The following is a 14,054-nucleotide window of genomic DNA, read 5'->3' as shown; positions in this document are numbered from 1 at the left end:
GCGCGCCTCCCCTTGAACCTCAGGGGAGCCATTGGATCACCGATGGCTGCTCTGGGCAAGGTCGTTGAACAGGCTCGCCGCCACCATCATGCGCGCCAGCGAGGTATCGCCGCCTTCGCTGAGCGCCAGCAGTTCGCTGCTGATGCGGTTCAGCCGCAGCCGGTCGCTGGCAAGCCAGGCTTCCAGCGGCCTACGCTCCTTGCCATGGCTGGAAAGCGCGACCGTGACGATATCGCGGCGCGCCGCGGCGATCTGCTGCAGGCTGCGGATGATGGCGAGGTTCTCGTAGTGATCCGCCGTGCTGAAGCGTTCTCCCGCCTCCAGGAAGCGGTTGACGCGGAAGGTCTCGGTGGCGTGGAAGTAAACCTCCGTTGCCCGCGACAGCGGCGCGCCGCTGCGCTCCGAGATCAGCATGATCTCCGGCACCAGCACCAGATTGGGCAGGATGTTCAGCTCTTCCGTCAGTTCCTCCGGCAGCTCGTCCGAGAGGTTTTCCGCCCGCGGCGAGGTTTTCGAGATCGCACCGCGCAGGCTGCGAATGCCGGAGCGTATGCGCGCCACCGCCGCCTCCACCGGGCCGGCGGTCATGCCGGTCTGCAGGATGAAGATGGTGGCGCCGACGAAGATCTCGCCGATCTGCTCGTAGAGATCGTTCTGCGTCTCGCCGTCCAGCTGGCCGTCGAGCGCATCGACGGCGGCCCAGAGTTTCGGCAAGTCATAGGCATCGCGGGCGATGAAGGCAGCCTTGACCACATCCACCTGGCCCCGGCCGCTGATATCGCTCAGCATCTGGGTAAAGCCCGGGCCGCCGCGGTTGATCACCTCATTGGCCAGTACCGTGGCGATGATTTCCCGGTGCAGGCGGTGGTGGGCGATGTCTGCCGCATAGGGCTTCTGCATCTGGCGAGGGAAATAGCCGCTCAGCACCGCGCCGAAATAGGGATCGTCCGGCAGGTCGCTTGCCGCCAGCGCATCGAAGAGCACGATCTTGGCATAGGAGAGCAGCACGCCGACCTCAGGCCGTGTCAGCGGCTTGCCGGCCGCATAGCGCTCGGCCAGTTCCGCATCGTCCGGCAGGGTTTCCACCTTGCGGTTCAGCTCGCCGCGCGCCTCCAGCGCCGACATCAGCCGGGCCAGTTCCTCGCGGTTGCGGCTTCCCCGCCGTGTCGTCAGCGAAATCGCCAGGGTCTGCAGGTAGTTGTTGCGCAGCACGAGGCCCGCCACCTCGTCGGTCATGGAAGCCAGCAACTTGTCGCGCTTGTCGCGCTTGTCGCGCGGCAGGCGACCATCCTGCATGGCGGGGCTCAGCGCAATCTTGATGTTGACCTCGACGTCGGAGGAGTTGACGCCCGCCGAATTGTCGATCGCATCGGAATTGATGCGGCCGCCACCCAGCGCATAGGCGATGCGGCCCTTCTGCGTGACGCCGAGATTGGCGCCCTCGCCGATCACCTTCGCCTGCACCTCGGAGGCGGTGACGCGGATCGGGTCATTGGCGCGGTCACCCACCTCCGCATCGGTCTCCGACTGGGCCTTGATATAGGTGCCGATGCCGCCGAACCACAGGAGGTCGACCGGGCTCTTCAGGATCGCCGTCATGATCTCGAAGGGGGTGGCGACGTCCTTGTCGAGGCCGATCGCGGCCTTCGCCTGCGGCGTCAGCTTCACGGATTTCTCCGAGCGGGCGATGATCATGCCCCCCTCCGACATCACCGAGCGGTCATAATCCTGCCAGCTGGAGCGCGGCAGCTTGAACATGCGGTTGCGCTCGGCAAAGCTCTTCTTCACGTCCGGGTTCGGGTCGATGAAGATGTCGCGATGGTCGAAGGCGGCAATCAGGCGGATGTGGCGCGACAACAGCATGCCGTTGCCGAACACGTCGCCGGACATGTCGCCGACACCCGCCACGCTGAACGGCGTTGCCTGGATATCGACGTTCATTTCGCGGAAATGGCGCTTGACCGCTTCCCAGGCACCGCGGGCGGTGATGCCCATCTTCTTGTGGTCATAGCCGGCCGAGCCGCCCGAGGCGAATGCATCATCCAGCCAGAAGCCGGCCTCCTGCGCCAGCCCGTTGGCGGTGTCGGAGAAGGTCGCGGTGCCCTTGTCGGCCGCCACGACGAAATAGGGATCGTCGCCATCCAGCCGCAGCGTGTCGGCCGGGCCGACGACCTCGCCGCCAACGATGTTGTCGGTGATCGACAGAAGCGTGCGGATGAAGGTCTTGTAGGCGTCCTTGCCGGCGTTGAAGAAAGCGTCACGCTGGGCAGGCGACGGCAGGCGCTTTGGGAAGAAGCCGCCCTTGGCGCCGACCGGCACGATGACGGCGTTCTTGACCTGCTGCGCCTTGACGAGGCCAAGCACCTCGGTGCGGTAATCCTCGCCGCGATCCGACCAGCGCAGGCCGCCGCGCGCCACCTTGCCGAAGCGCAGGTGCACGCCTTCCACTTCCGTGCCGTAGACGAAGATCTCGCGGAAGGGGCGCGGCTGCGGCAGGCCGTCGAGCAGCTTGGGATCGAGCTTGAAGGCCAGAACCGGCTTCGGTTTTCCATCGGCACCGGTCTGGAAATAGTTGGTGCGCAGCGTGGAATCGATGGCATTGACGAAACGGCGCAGCGTCCGGTCGTCATCGAGATTCGGAACGGCCGTCAGCGCCGCCTCGATCGCCTCGTGATGGTCAGACAGCTTGCGCTCGCGCTGGCGTTCGCCGAGCGCCGGATCGAAGCCGTCGCGGAACAGGGCGAATAGGCGGCGGCTGATCTCCGGGTAGCGGGCGAGCGTGTCGGCGATATGGGCCTGCGAATAAACGATGCCCGTCTGGCGCAGATAGCGGGCATAGGCGCGCAGCACCGTGACCTCGCGGACGGAAAGCCCGGTCAGGAGCACCAGCCGGTTGAAGCTGTCATTGTCGACGGCCCCGGCAAAGGCGGCGAGGAAGGCCTCTTCCACCAGCGGCGCCTCGCGCTCCAGATCGATCGCCCGGCCCTCCGGAAGTTCCAGTTCCATGTCGTGCAGCACGACGCGCGCATCGCTGCCCGTCAGCACCAGATCGAAGGTGCGCTCGCTCACCACCTGGAAGCCGAGATTTTCGAGAAGCGGCACGCGGCGCGACAGGGCCAGATGCTCGCCGGCATGGAAGATCTTGAGCGCAAGGATGCGGCGCCCCTCGTCCTGGCGTTCGTAGAGCGAGATGCGGATCGGTTCGCCCCTGGCGCAGGCGAGAATGTCCTGAAGATCCTCCAGCGTCTCTTCCGGCGAAAACGCCTCCTGGAAGGCGAAGCTGGTTTCGATGGCCGGGCTTTCCGGGCCGGCAAGGCCGGCGAAGCGATCCTCCCAGGGGGTTGCGATCTCGCGGATCGCCTCTTCGAGCTTCGGCTGGGCGATGCGCGGCGTCTTGCCGTCGCGCCGGCCGATGATGAAATGCACCCGCGCCGTACCGCCCTCGGGGAAGGCCGGGTAATAGGCGGAGACATGGCCCTGGAACGTGGCGGCGAGATAGGCGCCGATCTTTTCGCGCACGGCGGAATTGTAGTTTTCGCGCGGCACGTAGACGAGGATCGAGACGAAGCGGTCGAAGTGGTCGATGCGGGCCAGCGCCCGCACGCGCGGCCGCTCGGCAAGCTCCATGATCTGCTCGCAATAACGCGCCAGAAGCTCCGCATCGATCTGGAACAGATCGTCACGCGGATAGGATTCCAGCGTGTTGCGCAGCATGCGGCCGGAATGGCTGACCGGGTCGAAGCCGAAATGATCCTCGACGCGCTCCACCTTTGCCCGCAGCAGCGGAATTTCCGTCACGGAATGGGTGTAGGCGGTGGCCGTGAACAGGCCGACGATGCGCAGCTCGCCGGTGACCCGGCCGTCGGCATCGAAACGCTTGACGCCGACATAATCCATATAGGCGCGGCGGTGGACGACGGATTTCACATTGGCCTTGGTGACGATCAGAAGATCCGGCCCCTGCAGGAACTGCAGGATTTCCGGCGTCGTCGTCACCTGATCCTTGCCCTGGCGCAGCACCAGCACGTCCGGATCGGAAAGAAGGCCGAGGCCGCGGCCCTTGCCGCGCTCCACGGTGGCCGCCGCCCCCTCGCCCGAATAGACATATTCGCGCATGCCGAGAAAGATGAAGTTGCCGTTGCGCAGCCAGGTGAGGAAGGAAACGGCTTCCTCGCGGTCGCCCTTGCGGCGACCGCCACCATTGGCGGGAAGTTCGGAGACGGCGGCATCGAGCAGGTCGAGCATCGGGCGCCAGTCGCTGATAGCGGAATGCACCCGGTCGAGCACCTGACGCAGCCGCTCGATGAGCGCCGCGGCCTGTTCCTCCGTCAGCGGGCACAGATGCACCTGGATGAAGCTGACATGGCGGCTGCCGGCCTCGCTGCGCTCATGCGCGTAGAGGCTGGGCCGCCGGCCGGCCTGCACGTCGAGAATGGGATGGACGGCCAGACTGATGTCGCGATAGGAGGCGGTCACCTCGCCCATGACGGAATCGAACAGGAAGGGCATGTCGCGATCGATGACGGTCAGGACCGAGACCGGCACGCCGTTCGGCGCCACGCCCTCGACCGGCGTGATGGTGATGCGTGCGGTATCGCCGGTCCATGCCTCCAGTTCCGTTCCCGCATGCAGGGCAGAGGCGGCCAGCATCTCCGGTGTGTAGGCGATGATGTCATCGGCGCTGGCACGTCCGAACAGGATTTCCGGATCGAGCGCCGCTCCGCCCCCCTCGGGCAGGGCCGCCCTGGCCAGCTCGATCTGCTTTTCCCGTTTTGGATTCTTTCTGGCCGGCATGCTTTCCTCCCGTTGTGTTGCTTCGGACCCGAACAACCATCTCGACCTGCTTTATGGCAGTTCTCGGACACAGTTTGGCGCATTTTCATGAGATTTATTGACATGAAGCCATGAAAAATCGATCAACAGCGGCAAAACAGGGGTGTTTCATGTCCGAAGGCAGTGCCGTCATCGTGATTTCGAGCCATGTGGTGCGTGGCTCCGTGGGCAATCGTGCCGCGGTCTTTGCGCTGGAGACGCTCGGCCTGCCCGTCTGGGCGCTGCCGACCGTGATCCTGCCCTGGCATCCGGGCCACGGCCGCTCGACTCGCGTCGTCATTCCCGAGGCCGAATTCGAGGCGGTTATCGACGATCTCATCCGCGCGCCGTGGATCGGCGAGGTGAAGGCGGTGCTGAGCGGCTATTTCGGCCATGTCTCGCAGCCGCGCCACGTCGCGCGGCTGGTCGAGGCGCTGAAGGCGAAGACCCCCGATCTGCTCTATGTCTGCGACCCCGTGATGGGCGACAAGGGCGGCCTCTACGTGCCGGAGGCGACCGCCGAGGCGATCCGCGACCACCTGATCCCGCTCGCCTCGCTCGCGACACCTAATCGCTACGAACTGGCCTGGCTTTCGGGGGCAAGCCTGGACAGCAATCAGGCGGTGATGGATGCGGCGCTGGCACTCGGACCACCGCGCATGCTCGTCACCTCCGCCGTGCCGATGATGGCGGGCGGCACCGGCAATCTCTACCTTACCGGCAGCCATGCGCTGCTGGCCGAACACCGGCTGATCGACAATCCGCCGAACGGGCTCGGCGACCTGCTCTCGGCCGTCTTCCTGGCGCGGCTTCTCTCCGGCATGGAGGAGGAGAAGGCGCTGCAGCTTGCCACCGCCAGCGTCTACGAAGTGCTGGCGCGCACCGCCAAGCGCGGCGGCGACGAGTTGACGCTGGAAACGGACGCGTCCAGCCTCTCGACACCGATGGCCATGGTGCAGATGCGCCACCTGATGCATCCCTCGCGCGGGCGCAAGCGGTGATGACGGACGGCCGGGCACCGACTGCCCCGGCGGATGCGGACGCGAAACTTGTTGAGCCGCTGCCTTCACCGGTTTAAGCGGTTCTCTCAGAATTCAGGCCGAAGGACCCAATGCGCATGACGGACTTTCCAGCTTCCCTCCTCAGCGGCTACCGCGACTTCATGAGCGGCCGCTATCTGGAGGAACGCGAGCGCTACCGGACGCTTGCCGAGACCGGACAGAAGCCGCACACGATGATGATTGCCTGTTGCGATTCCCGCGCGGCGCCGGAAACCATCTTCAACTGCGGGCCGGGCGAACTCTTCGTGGTGCGCAACGTGGCGAACCTCGTCCCGCCCTACGAGCCGGACGGGCAGTTCCACGCCACCTCGGCGGCGCTGGAATATGCGGTACAGGCCCTGAAGATCCGCGATATCGTGGTGATGGGGCATGGCCGCTGCGGCGGCATCCAGGCGGCGCTCGATCCGCTGGACGAGCCGCTGTCGCCCGGCGATTTCATCGGCAAGTGGATGGGCATGCTGCGCTCCACGGCCGACCAGATCCCGAGCACCGAAATCCTGACCCAGGCCGAGCGCCAGACGGCGCTGGAGCGGGTGTCGATCCGCAATTCCATCGCCAATCTGCGCACCTTCCCCTGCGTGCGCATTCTGGAAGAGCGCGGCAGCATGCGCCTGCACGGCGCCTGGTTCGACATCTCGACCGGCGAGCTCTGGGTGATGGATGCCAAGACCGGCGATTTCATTCGCCCCGAGATTGCCGAGCCGGCGCTGTCCGCCTGACGGCGATCAGGCCGGTCGCGGCAAGCCCTCCGGGAGGGCCTGCCGGCTCCATGCCTCAGCGGCGGTCGATCTCGGCGCCCATATAGGCGATCGCCTGCTGGTAGACGGTTGCGGCATTCCAGCCCTGGATTGCGACGAAATTCGGCTCGCCCTCCTGATAGCCGAGGCCCGGCTGCCAGCCATGGCCAACGAGGAAATTCGCCGTGGAGGCCAGCGCATCGGCGCGCGAGCGCACCATGTCGATATGACCGTCGCCATCGCCATCCGCACCGTAGCGGATCACGTTGAGCGGCAGGAACTGCGTCTGGCCGATCTCGCCATGCGCGGCACCGCGGGCATCCGGGCTCAGGTCGCCGCGCGCCATCAACTGCAGGGCGGCATAGAGCTGCTCGGTGAAGTATTGCGAACGGCGGCAGTCATAGGCAAGCGTCGCCACGGCCGACAGCGTGTGCTGGTCACCCATATAGCTGCCGAAACCGGTTTCCATGCCCCAGATCGCCAGAAGCGGCCCGGCCGGCACGCCATAGCGCCGCTCGATGGCGGCAAACAGCGAGGCATTGGCCGACTTCATCGTCTTGCCGCGTGCAATGATCGTCGTGGCGCCGCGCTTCTGGAGAAACTCGTCGAAGGACAGCTTGAAGCTCTTCTGGCCGCGATCGGCGCGGATGGTCGGGCGGTTGTAGCCGACGCTGGCGAAGGCCGTTTCCAGCACCCGGGGCGGGATGCCCTGCCCTGCCGCCTCGCCCTTGAAGGCCTGCACCCAGGCCTCGAAGCCGGTGCTGTCATTGCCGCATGTGGCGGCCTCGGCGGCCGTCGCGCCCGTTACCATTCCCAGAACCAGGACTGCCGCCCGGATTGTCTTCGTCATGCCTTTGCCTCGCTTGCGCCGGAACGGCGGCCCCTGCCGCCGCTCCCCGATCTCGTGACGGCGTTATGGGTCGCGCCGCCGTCTGCGACAATATCGTGAAACCTGAAAATATCGTGAAGCCGAGCGGTGGAACCGGAAGCGCCCCGGTGCCCCGGCCGCAAAACGGGTCATTGCGACCGTCCGGCCGGCGCATCCGGGGCGCCCCTTCCTGTCCTGCCTGCCCTATGCTGGCTGCGAGGGCTTTCAGGCTGCCTGCTTGCGCGGCTTGATCAGGCCGCGATTGACGAGCAGCTCGGCGATCTGCACGGCGTTGAGAGCGGCACCCTTGCGCAGGTTGTCGGACACGACCCACATCGCAAGGCCGTTCTCGACGGTGGCATCCTCGCGGATGCGCGAGATATAGGTGGCATCCTCGCCGGCGCACTCGACCGGGGTGACGTAACCGCCGTTCTCGCGCTTGTCGACGACGAGGCAACCCGGCGCCTCGCGCAGGATGTCACGCGCCTGGTCGGCGGTGATCTCGTTCTCGAACTCGATGTTGACCGATTCCGAATGGCCGATGAAGACGGGAACGCGCACGGCCGTGCAGGTGACCTTGATCTTGGGGTCGAGCATCTTCTTGGTTTCGGCCAGAACCTTCCACTCTTCCTTCGTGTAGCCGTCTTCCATGAAGGTATCGATGTGCGGAATCACGTTGAAGGCGATGCGCTTGGTGAACTTCTTCGATTCGACCGGATCGGCGACGAAGACGGCGCGCGTCTGCGAGAACAGCTCGTCCATGCCTTCCTTGCCGGCGCCGGAGACCGACTGGTAGGTGGAGACGACGACGCGCTTGATCTTCGCGAAATCATGCAGCGGCTTCAGCGCCACGACGAGCTGGGCCGTCGAGCAATTCGGGTTGGCGATGATGTTCTTCCTGGAAAAGCCGGTGACGGCATCCGGGTTCACTTCCGGCACGATCAGCGGGACGTCCTGATCATAGCGCCAGGCCGACGAGTTATCGATCACGACGCAGCCCTGCGCACCGATCTTGGGCGACCACTTCTGGGAAATGGTGCCGCCGGCCGACATCAGGCAGATATCGGTATCGGAGAAATCGTAATGCTCGAGATTGGAGACCTTCAGCGTCTTATCGCCGAAGGAGACTTCCGTGCCCTGGCTGCGGGCGGAGGCCAGCGCCACCACTTCATCTGCCGGAAAACCGCGTTCCGCCAGGATGTTCAGCATTTCCCGGCCGACATTTCCGGTCGCGCCCACGACTGCAATCTTGAAACCCATTTCACTGCTCTCTTTCTCTTCTCTCCTCGGGTCTGGGAGGGGGAACCACGACGCAGCGCGCGTGCTGTTCCTTGTCCCCGGCCGAACCGGGGAGAGAGCGGTAGGCCAGAGACGTCAGACGGTTTTCGTCGTCGTTTTGGCCTTGGTTTTGGAGGATGCGCATGCGAGAAGCGGCGCTCCGGCAACAGGTGCCGGACCAAATGAATCGGCGATGTGCATGACGGCGCGATACATTCTTGCTTCCCTTCGTGCCAACTCCTTAGAAGATTCCACGCTTGAGTCAAGCGTTCCGACCGGCGAAGCGGTGCGGCGCGGAGCCGAAAAACAGGCCGACGGCAGGAAGCGCGCATGAGAACAGGCCAGCGAGGGAATACGACACGGGCGGCACGGCGCCCGAAACGCTGCCGCACGGCGCGGCCGGTGGCCGGCATGCCGCCTAAGGGAACGGGCGGGGCAACGGCATGAGCCTCCACCCGCTCATCGTTTCCTGCCTTGCCGCGGCAACGAGCGCGCTCGTGGTCTTCCTGCTCATCCGCAAGGCGCGGCAGCTCGGCCTCGTTCAGGCACCGGAAGCCCGCTCCTCGCATGTGCGGCCGACACCGACCGGTGGCGGCGTCGGCATCGTGGCCGGCACCGTGCTGGCCGGCCTGCTTTTGCCGGGAGGCGTCGCTACGGCCCCTGCCCTGCTCCTGTGCGGCACGGCGATGGCGGCGATCGGCCTGATCGACGACCGCACCCCGCTTCCGGCCCGCTTCCGGCTGCCTGGCCAGATCCTCATCGTCGCGCTGGGCATCGCGGCCACCGGCGGCGGCACGGCGCTTGCCGGCAATGCAGGCCCGGCGGGGCTTGCCGTGGCGGCCCTGCTTCTGCTGCTTGGCGGCGTCTGGTGGGTCAATCTCTTCAACTTCATGGACGGCATCGACGGCATTGCCGGCCAGCAGGCCGTGACGATGATGGCATCGGCCATGCTGATTGCCGCCCTCGCGGATCCGGCCGCAGCCGCGAGCTGGCTATGGTGGTACATGGCGGGGCTTGCCGCAGCGGCGCTCGGCTTCCTCGCCTTCAATTTTCCGCCGGCCCGCATCTTCATGGGCGATGCCGGCAGCACCTTTCTCGGATTTTCGATCGCCGCCATTGCCATGGCGAGTCTCGCCGCCGGCTGGCTGAGCCTGCCGCAATGGCTGCTGCTCGCGACACTGTTCGCCGCCGATGCGACGGTGACGCTCGGCATACGTTTCCTGCGCCGGCAGAGGCTGACCGAGGCGCATCGTTCGCACGCCTATCAGCGTCTGTCGCGCCGGCTTGGCGGGGCACGGCCGGTCACGCTCGGCGCGGCAGCCCTCAATGTCTGCGTGCTGATGCCGCTTGCGGCGCTGGCGGGCCATGGCATGCTCGGCTGGCTGATCGTCATCGTCGTCTATGCGGCGGCAGCCTTGGGCGCGCTCTGCGCCGGCGCGGGCCTCTCCGACGACCAGCCGGCCAGCCTTGCCCTCTACAGGCGCCTTCTGGCACGGCCGAAGACGGGAGGCGCGCCATGATCCTGGTGACCGGCGCCACCGGCTTCGTCGGCAGCCATCTCTGTCGGCTTCTGGAGGATCGCGGGCTTGCCTTTCGCGCCGCGGGCCGCACGGCCGCGCCCGGGCGTGTCGCCATCGGCCCGATCTCCGGTGCAACCGACTGGAGCCCGGTGCTCGATGGGGTGGAAACGGTGATTCATCTGGCCGGACGCGCGCATGTGCTGACGGAAAGGACCGCCGATCCCGAGGCCGCCTTCCGCGAGGTGAATGTGGCAGGGACAGGCACGCTCGCCCGGCAGGCGGCGGCGGCAGGCGTCCGGCGCTTCGTCTTCGTCAGCTCGATCAAGGTGAACGGCGAGACGACCGCCCCCGGCCGCCCCTTCACCCCGGCCGATCCCCCGGCGCCGGAAGATGCCTACGGCCGCTCCAAGGCGGAGGCCGAAACGGCGCTGTTCGCCATCGCTGCCGGGAGCGGCATGCAGGTGACGGTGGTGCGCCCTCCCCTCGTCTACGGACCGGGCGTCGGTGCCAATTTCCGCCTGCTGATGCGCTGGGCGGCCAGCGGCCTGCCCTCCCCCTTCGGCGCCTGCGACAACCGGCGCTCGCTCGTCTATGTGGGCAATCTCTGCGACCTCTTGGTGCGGGCCGCCAGCCACCCGGCAGCGGCCGGAGAGATTCTGCTCGTCAGCGATGGCGAGGACGTTTCGACCCGCGATCTCTTCTCGCATCTCGCCCGGCTGCAGGGGCGCAGGCCGCTGCAGGTTCCGGTGCCGCCCGCATGGCTGAAAGCGGCGGCCGGGCTTTCTGGAAGACGGGCCATCGCCTGTCGCTTGCTTGACAATCTGCAGGTGGATATAGGCCTGACGACTACCCGCCTGGATTGGGCCGCCCCCTCATCTCTTGCCGCAGGCCTACAGGCCACGGTGACACGGACAAGGACGCTTCGATGAAATCTTGTGCAGGCACGGACCGGACCGCGAAACGCCGCAGGGTCCCGATGCCGGGACAGACGCGATGATGCTGGAGCTCGCACGCCGCCTGATCGAAACGACGCCGCGCTTGTGGAAGCGTGTGCTGCTGATCAGCTTCGATGTCGTTACGCTGATCGTGGCACTCTGGGCCAGTTATGCGTTTCGCTATGCCATGTGGATGCCGGAGATTACGGGCGAGCGGATCTTCCTGGCCCTCATCGCGCCGCTGGTGGCCATCCCTGTCTTCATTCGTCTCGGTCTCTATCGCGCGGTGATCCGCTACCTGCCGGATACCGCGATGTGGACGATCATCCGGGCAATGGGCATTGCCACGCTGATCTGGGTCCTGGCCGTGTTCCTGCTGGAAATGGCCGGTCGCGATATCGTGCCACGTTCCATCCCCTTCTTCTATTTCGCCATAGGCTCGGCCCTGATCGGCGGCTCGCGCTTTTCCGCCAAGATCATTCTGAGCCACGGAACCGGCATGCGGCGCGAGGAGCAGCCGATCTTCATCTATGGCGCAAGCGCGTCCTCCGTGCAGCTGGCCTCCGCCCTGCGGGGGACCAGCAACCGCTATGTGGTGGGCTTCCTCGATGAAGACCCTGCCCATCACGGTCGCGATGTTGGCGGCTACCGGGTCTATGATCCGAACCAGCTGCCAAGGCTGATTAAGCTCTACGGCATCCAGGAGATCATCCTGTCGCTGTCGTCGCTCCCCGCCGACCGGCGCCGCAGCGTGATCGGCCGCATCGGCGGCCTCGGCGTCAGGATCCGTACAGTCCCCGACATCACCGACCTGGTCGACGGGCGCTATCTCGCCAACCAGATCCGCGAGATCCGCATCGACGAACTGCTGGGACGTTCCTTCGTGCCGCCCGATCCGGCACTGATCGGCCGCATGCTGAAGGACCGGGTGATCATGGTGACCGGCGCCGGCGGATCGATCGGATCGGAACTGTGTCGCCTGATCGTGCAGTGGAAGCCGAGGCGGCTTGTGCTGTTCGAGGCAAACGAATTCGCCCTCTATACGATCGACCGTGAACTTTCCGGTCTGGCGCGCTGCGAGGTGGTGCCCGTGCTTGGATCGATCACGCACGAGGCCCGGCTGCAGGAGGCCATTGAGACGCAGGGCGTGGAGGTTCTCTACCATGCCGCCGCCCACAAGCACGTACCGCTTCTGGAAGCGAATGCGCTGGAGGGGATCGAGAACAATGTGTTCGGCACAGAACTTGTGGCAAAGGTGGCGCTGGAGGCGGGCGTGCGCAGCTTCGTGCTGATCTCGTCGGACAAGGCAGTGCGCCCCACCAATGTGATGGGCGCCACCAAGCGCTGGGCCGAACTGATCATGCGTCAGATGGCGGCAAGGGCCGCCGCCGCCGGAAAGGACCAGAAATTCTGTGCCGTACGGTTCGGCAACGTGCTGGGGTCGAACGGCTCCGTCGTGCCGCTGTTCAAGCAGCAGATCGCCCAGGGCGGCCCGGTCACCGTGACCGACCCGGACATGCAGCGTTACTTCATGTCGATTCCCGAAGCAGTCGAACTGATCGTCCAGTCCAGCGCGCTGTCGGAAGGCGGCGACATCTTTCTTCTGGATATGGGAGAGCCGGTGCGGATCGGCGACCTGGCCGAGAACATGATCCGCCTGGCAGGCTTTTCCGTGCGCGACGCGAACAACCCGGACAGCGGCATCGAGATCAGGGTCACCGGCAGCAGGCCGGGCGAGAAGAAATTCGAGGAACTGTTCTACGACGTGCGGAACGCGGTGAGGACGCAGCATCCCAAGATCCTGCGTGCCAGTGCCGCGACGACTTCGCCGGGTGTTCTCGGCGATTTGCCAGACAGCCTCAGGGCCTTGCAGGCGGCAGTCGAAGAGAGGGACGAGAAGCGGGCGCGCGACATTCTGTTCCGTGTCATCGGCATGGAAACGGCGCCGCCGGACGGCACATCGGCAGCCGACACCATCCAGCCCTGACGCAGGGCCGGCGGATCAGCCGATCCTCAGCAATCCACGCACAGGAAGGCCGGGCAGGGCCGGCCAGCGCCACTCGCCCGCCTCGGGCAAGGGGGGCCGCACCGGAAGGCGGCGGGCAAGGCGCGGCAGCCCCTCGGCGGGCACCTCGAACAGCAGCCCGTGACGGGCAAACAGGCTGGCCATGAACACCGAGAACCAGGCGCCGAACAGCAGGCCGGCAATCACGTCACTGGGAAAATGCGCGCCGACGATGACGCGGGAAAAACCGAGCCAGAGGCCCAGCACAAGACAGAGGACCCGATAGCGCGGCGCCATCAGCGCCACAGCCATCATGATGGCGCCGACCGTGGTGGCATGGCCGGAGGGAAAGCTCTCGAACCGGTAGCTGCCATGCAGGGGCGAAAAATCCAGAATGCTGCCAGGCTCCTGGAAGAAGGGCCGCGCCCGGCCGATCAGGCGCTTGGCGAGATTGGCAGCGAGGCCGGACAGCGCCACGGACAGGAAGACGTAGGCAGCCACATGCACGACCAGCAGCGCCTCGAAGCGCGCCTTGCCGTGGCGTGCGAGGCGCGAAGAGGACAGGGCCTCGAAGAAGAGGATCGCGCTGGCAAACAGGATCCAGCCGGACTTGCCGAAATCCGTCACGGCACTGCCGATCGGCCTCAGGATGGAGGGGGTCTCGCGGACATGGGCCGATACCGGCTCATCCAGCAGGAAGACGGCCAGCAGGGTAAAGTTGACGGCCATCAGAAGGAAAGCAAAATGACAACTGGCCCTGCTTCCCGTGCAGTAACGCGATTGACGTCTCTTCAGCTTGGCGATCATCCGGTCCGCTCCCCGCAATAGAGCGGAACAC

9 protein-coding genes are annotated in these 14,054 nt (G+C 65.9%); 5 read left to right on the top strand and 4 right to left on the bottom strand.

Annotation, left to right across the window (positions count from 1 at the left end):
- Window positions 1-36: 36 nt before the first annotated feature.
- Complete coding sequence (locus tag KLP42_RS22605; protein WP_215569745.1) at window positions 37-4,794, bottom strand: NAD-glutamate dehydrogenase; 4,758 nt, start codon at window positions 4,792-4,794, stop codon at window positions 37-39.
- A 149-nt stretch (window positions 4,795-4,943) separates the two neighbouring features.
- Here KLP42_RS22605 and pdxY point away from each other — a divergent pair, with 149 nt between their 5' ends.
- Both pdxY and KLP42_RS22595 read left to right on the top strand, forming a co-directional pair.
- Window positions 4,944-5,813 (top strand): pyridoxal kinase PdxY, encoded by an 870-nt coding sequence (gene pdxY / locus KLP42_RS22600; RefSeq protein ID WP_215569743.1) that lies wholly within the window; start codon window positions 4,944-4,946, stop codon window positions 5,811-5,813.
- A 116-nt stretch (window positions 5,814-5,929) separates the two neighbouring features.
- The gene (locus KLP42_RS22595; RefSeq protein WP_215569741.1) at window positions 5,930-6,592 is read left to right on the top strand and encodes a carbonic anhydrase; all 663 of its coding nucleotides are present in this window, start codon (window positions 5,930-5,932) and stop codon (window positions 6,590-6,592) included.
- 55 nt (window positions 6,593-6,647) lie between these two features.
- On the opposite strand, the gene KLP42_RS22590 is transcribed toward KLP42_RS22595, so the two are convergent.
- On the bottom strand, window positions 6,648-7,460 hold the full coding sequence (locus KLP42_RS22590) for a lytic murein transglycosylase (RefSeq protein ID WP_215569739.1): 813 nt from the start codon (window positions 7,458-7,460) through the stop codon (window positions 6,648-6,650).
- Window positions 7,461-7,703: 243 nt separating this feature from the next.
- Window positions 7,704-8,738 (bottom strand): aspartate-semialdehyde dehydrogenase, encoded by a 1,035-nt coding sequence (locus KLP42_RS22585; protein ID WP_215569737.1) that lies wholly within the window; start codon window positions 8,736-8,738, stop codon window positions 7,704-7,706.
- Window positions 8,739-9,199: 461 nt separating this feature from the next.
- On the opposite strand from KLP42_RS22585, the gene KLP42_RS22580 reads away from it, so the two are divergent.
- The 3 genes from KLP42_RS22580 (at window position 9,200) to KLP42_RS22570 (ending at window position 13,198) form a co-directional block, all read left to right on the top strand.
- On the top strand, window positions 9,200-10,276 hold the full coding sequence (locus tag KLP42_RS22580; protein WP_215569729.1) for an MraY family glycosyltransferase: 1,077 nt from the start codon (window positions 9,200-9,202) through the stop codon (window positions 10,274-10,276).
- Complete coding sequence (locus KLP42_RS22575) at window positions 10,273-11,205, top strand: NAD-dependent epimerase/dehydratase family protein (protein WP_215569727.1); 933 nt, start codon at window positions 10,273-10,275, stop codon at window positions 11,203-11,205. Before KLP42_RS22580 ends, KLP42_RS22575 begins: the two co-directional genes overlap by 4 nt.
- A 64-nt stretch (window positions 11,206-11,269) precedes the next feature.
- The gene (locus tag KLP42_RS22570) at window positions 11,270-13,198 is read left to right on the top strand and encodes a polysaccharide biosynthesis protein (RefSeq protein ID WP_215569725.1); all 1,929 of its coding nucleotides are present in this window, start codon (window positions 11,270-11,272) and stop codon (window positions 13,196-13,198) included.
- A gap of 15 nt (window positions 13,199-13,213) precedes the next feature.
- Here the strand turns inward: KLP42_RS22570 and KLP42_RS22565 are convergent, their stop codons facing one another.
- Window positions 13,214-13,945, bottom strand: coding sequence for a phosphatase PAP2 family protein (locus KLP42_RS22565; protein ID WP_252193191.1), 732 nt, complete (start codon window positions 13,943-13,945; stop codon window positions 13,214-13,216).
- Window positions 13,946-14,054 lie beyond the last annotated feature (109 nt).

Origin of the sequence: Rhizobium sp. CSW-27 (assembly GCF_018760785.1) — a bacterium.
In the GTDB taxonomy this organism is placed as follows: Bacteria; Pseudomonadota; Alphaproteobacteria; order Rhizobiales; family Rhizobiaceae; genus Neorhizobium.
Note: the sequence above shows the minus strand (reverse complement) of the source record. Positions and strands in the feature narration are given on the sequence as shown.

Excerpts from the sequence above, each read along its gene's own strand:
- KLP42_RS22585 (WP_215569737.1), bottom strand. The coding sequence starts at position 8,738 with ATGGGTTTCAAGATTGCAGTCGTGGGCGCGACCGGAAATGTCGGCCGG.
- KLP42_RS22575 (WP_215569727.1), top strand. The coding sequence starts at position 10,273 with ATGATCCTGGTGACCGGCGCCACCGGCTTCGTCGGCAGCCATCTCTGT.
- pdxY (WP_215569743.1), top strand. The coding sequence starts at position 4,944 with ATGTCCGAAGGCAGTGCCGTCATCGTGATTTCGAGCCATGTGGTGCGT.
- KLP42_RS22570 (WP_215569725.1), top strand. The coding sequence starts at position 11,270 with ATGATGCTGGAGCTCGCACGCCGCCTGATCGAAACGACGCCGCGCTTG.
- KLP42_RS22605 (WP_215569745.1), bottom strand. The coding sequence starts at position 4,794 with ATGCCGGCCAGAAAGAATCCAAAACGGGAAAAGCAGATCGAGCTGGCC.
- KLP42_RS22580 (WP_215569729.1), top strand. The coding sequence starts at position 9,200 with ATGAGCCTCCACCCGCTCATCGTTTCCTGCCTTGCCGCGGCAACGAGC.
- KLP42_RS22595 (WP_215569741.1), top strand. The coding sequence starts at position 5,930 with ATGACGGACTTTCCAGCTTCCCTCCTCAGCGGCTACCGCGACTTCATG.
- KLP42_RS22590 (WP_215569739.1), bottom strand. The coding sequence starts at position 7,460 with ATGACGAAGACAATCCGGGCGGCAGTCCTGGTTCTGGGAATGGTAACG.
- KLP42_RS22565 (WP_252193191.1), bottom strand. The coding sequence starts at position 13,945 with ATGGCCGTCAACTTTACCCTGCTGGCCGTCTTCCTGCTGGATGAGCCG.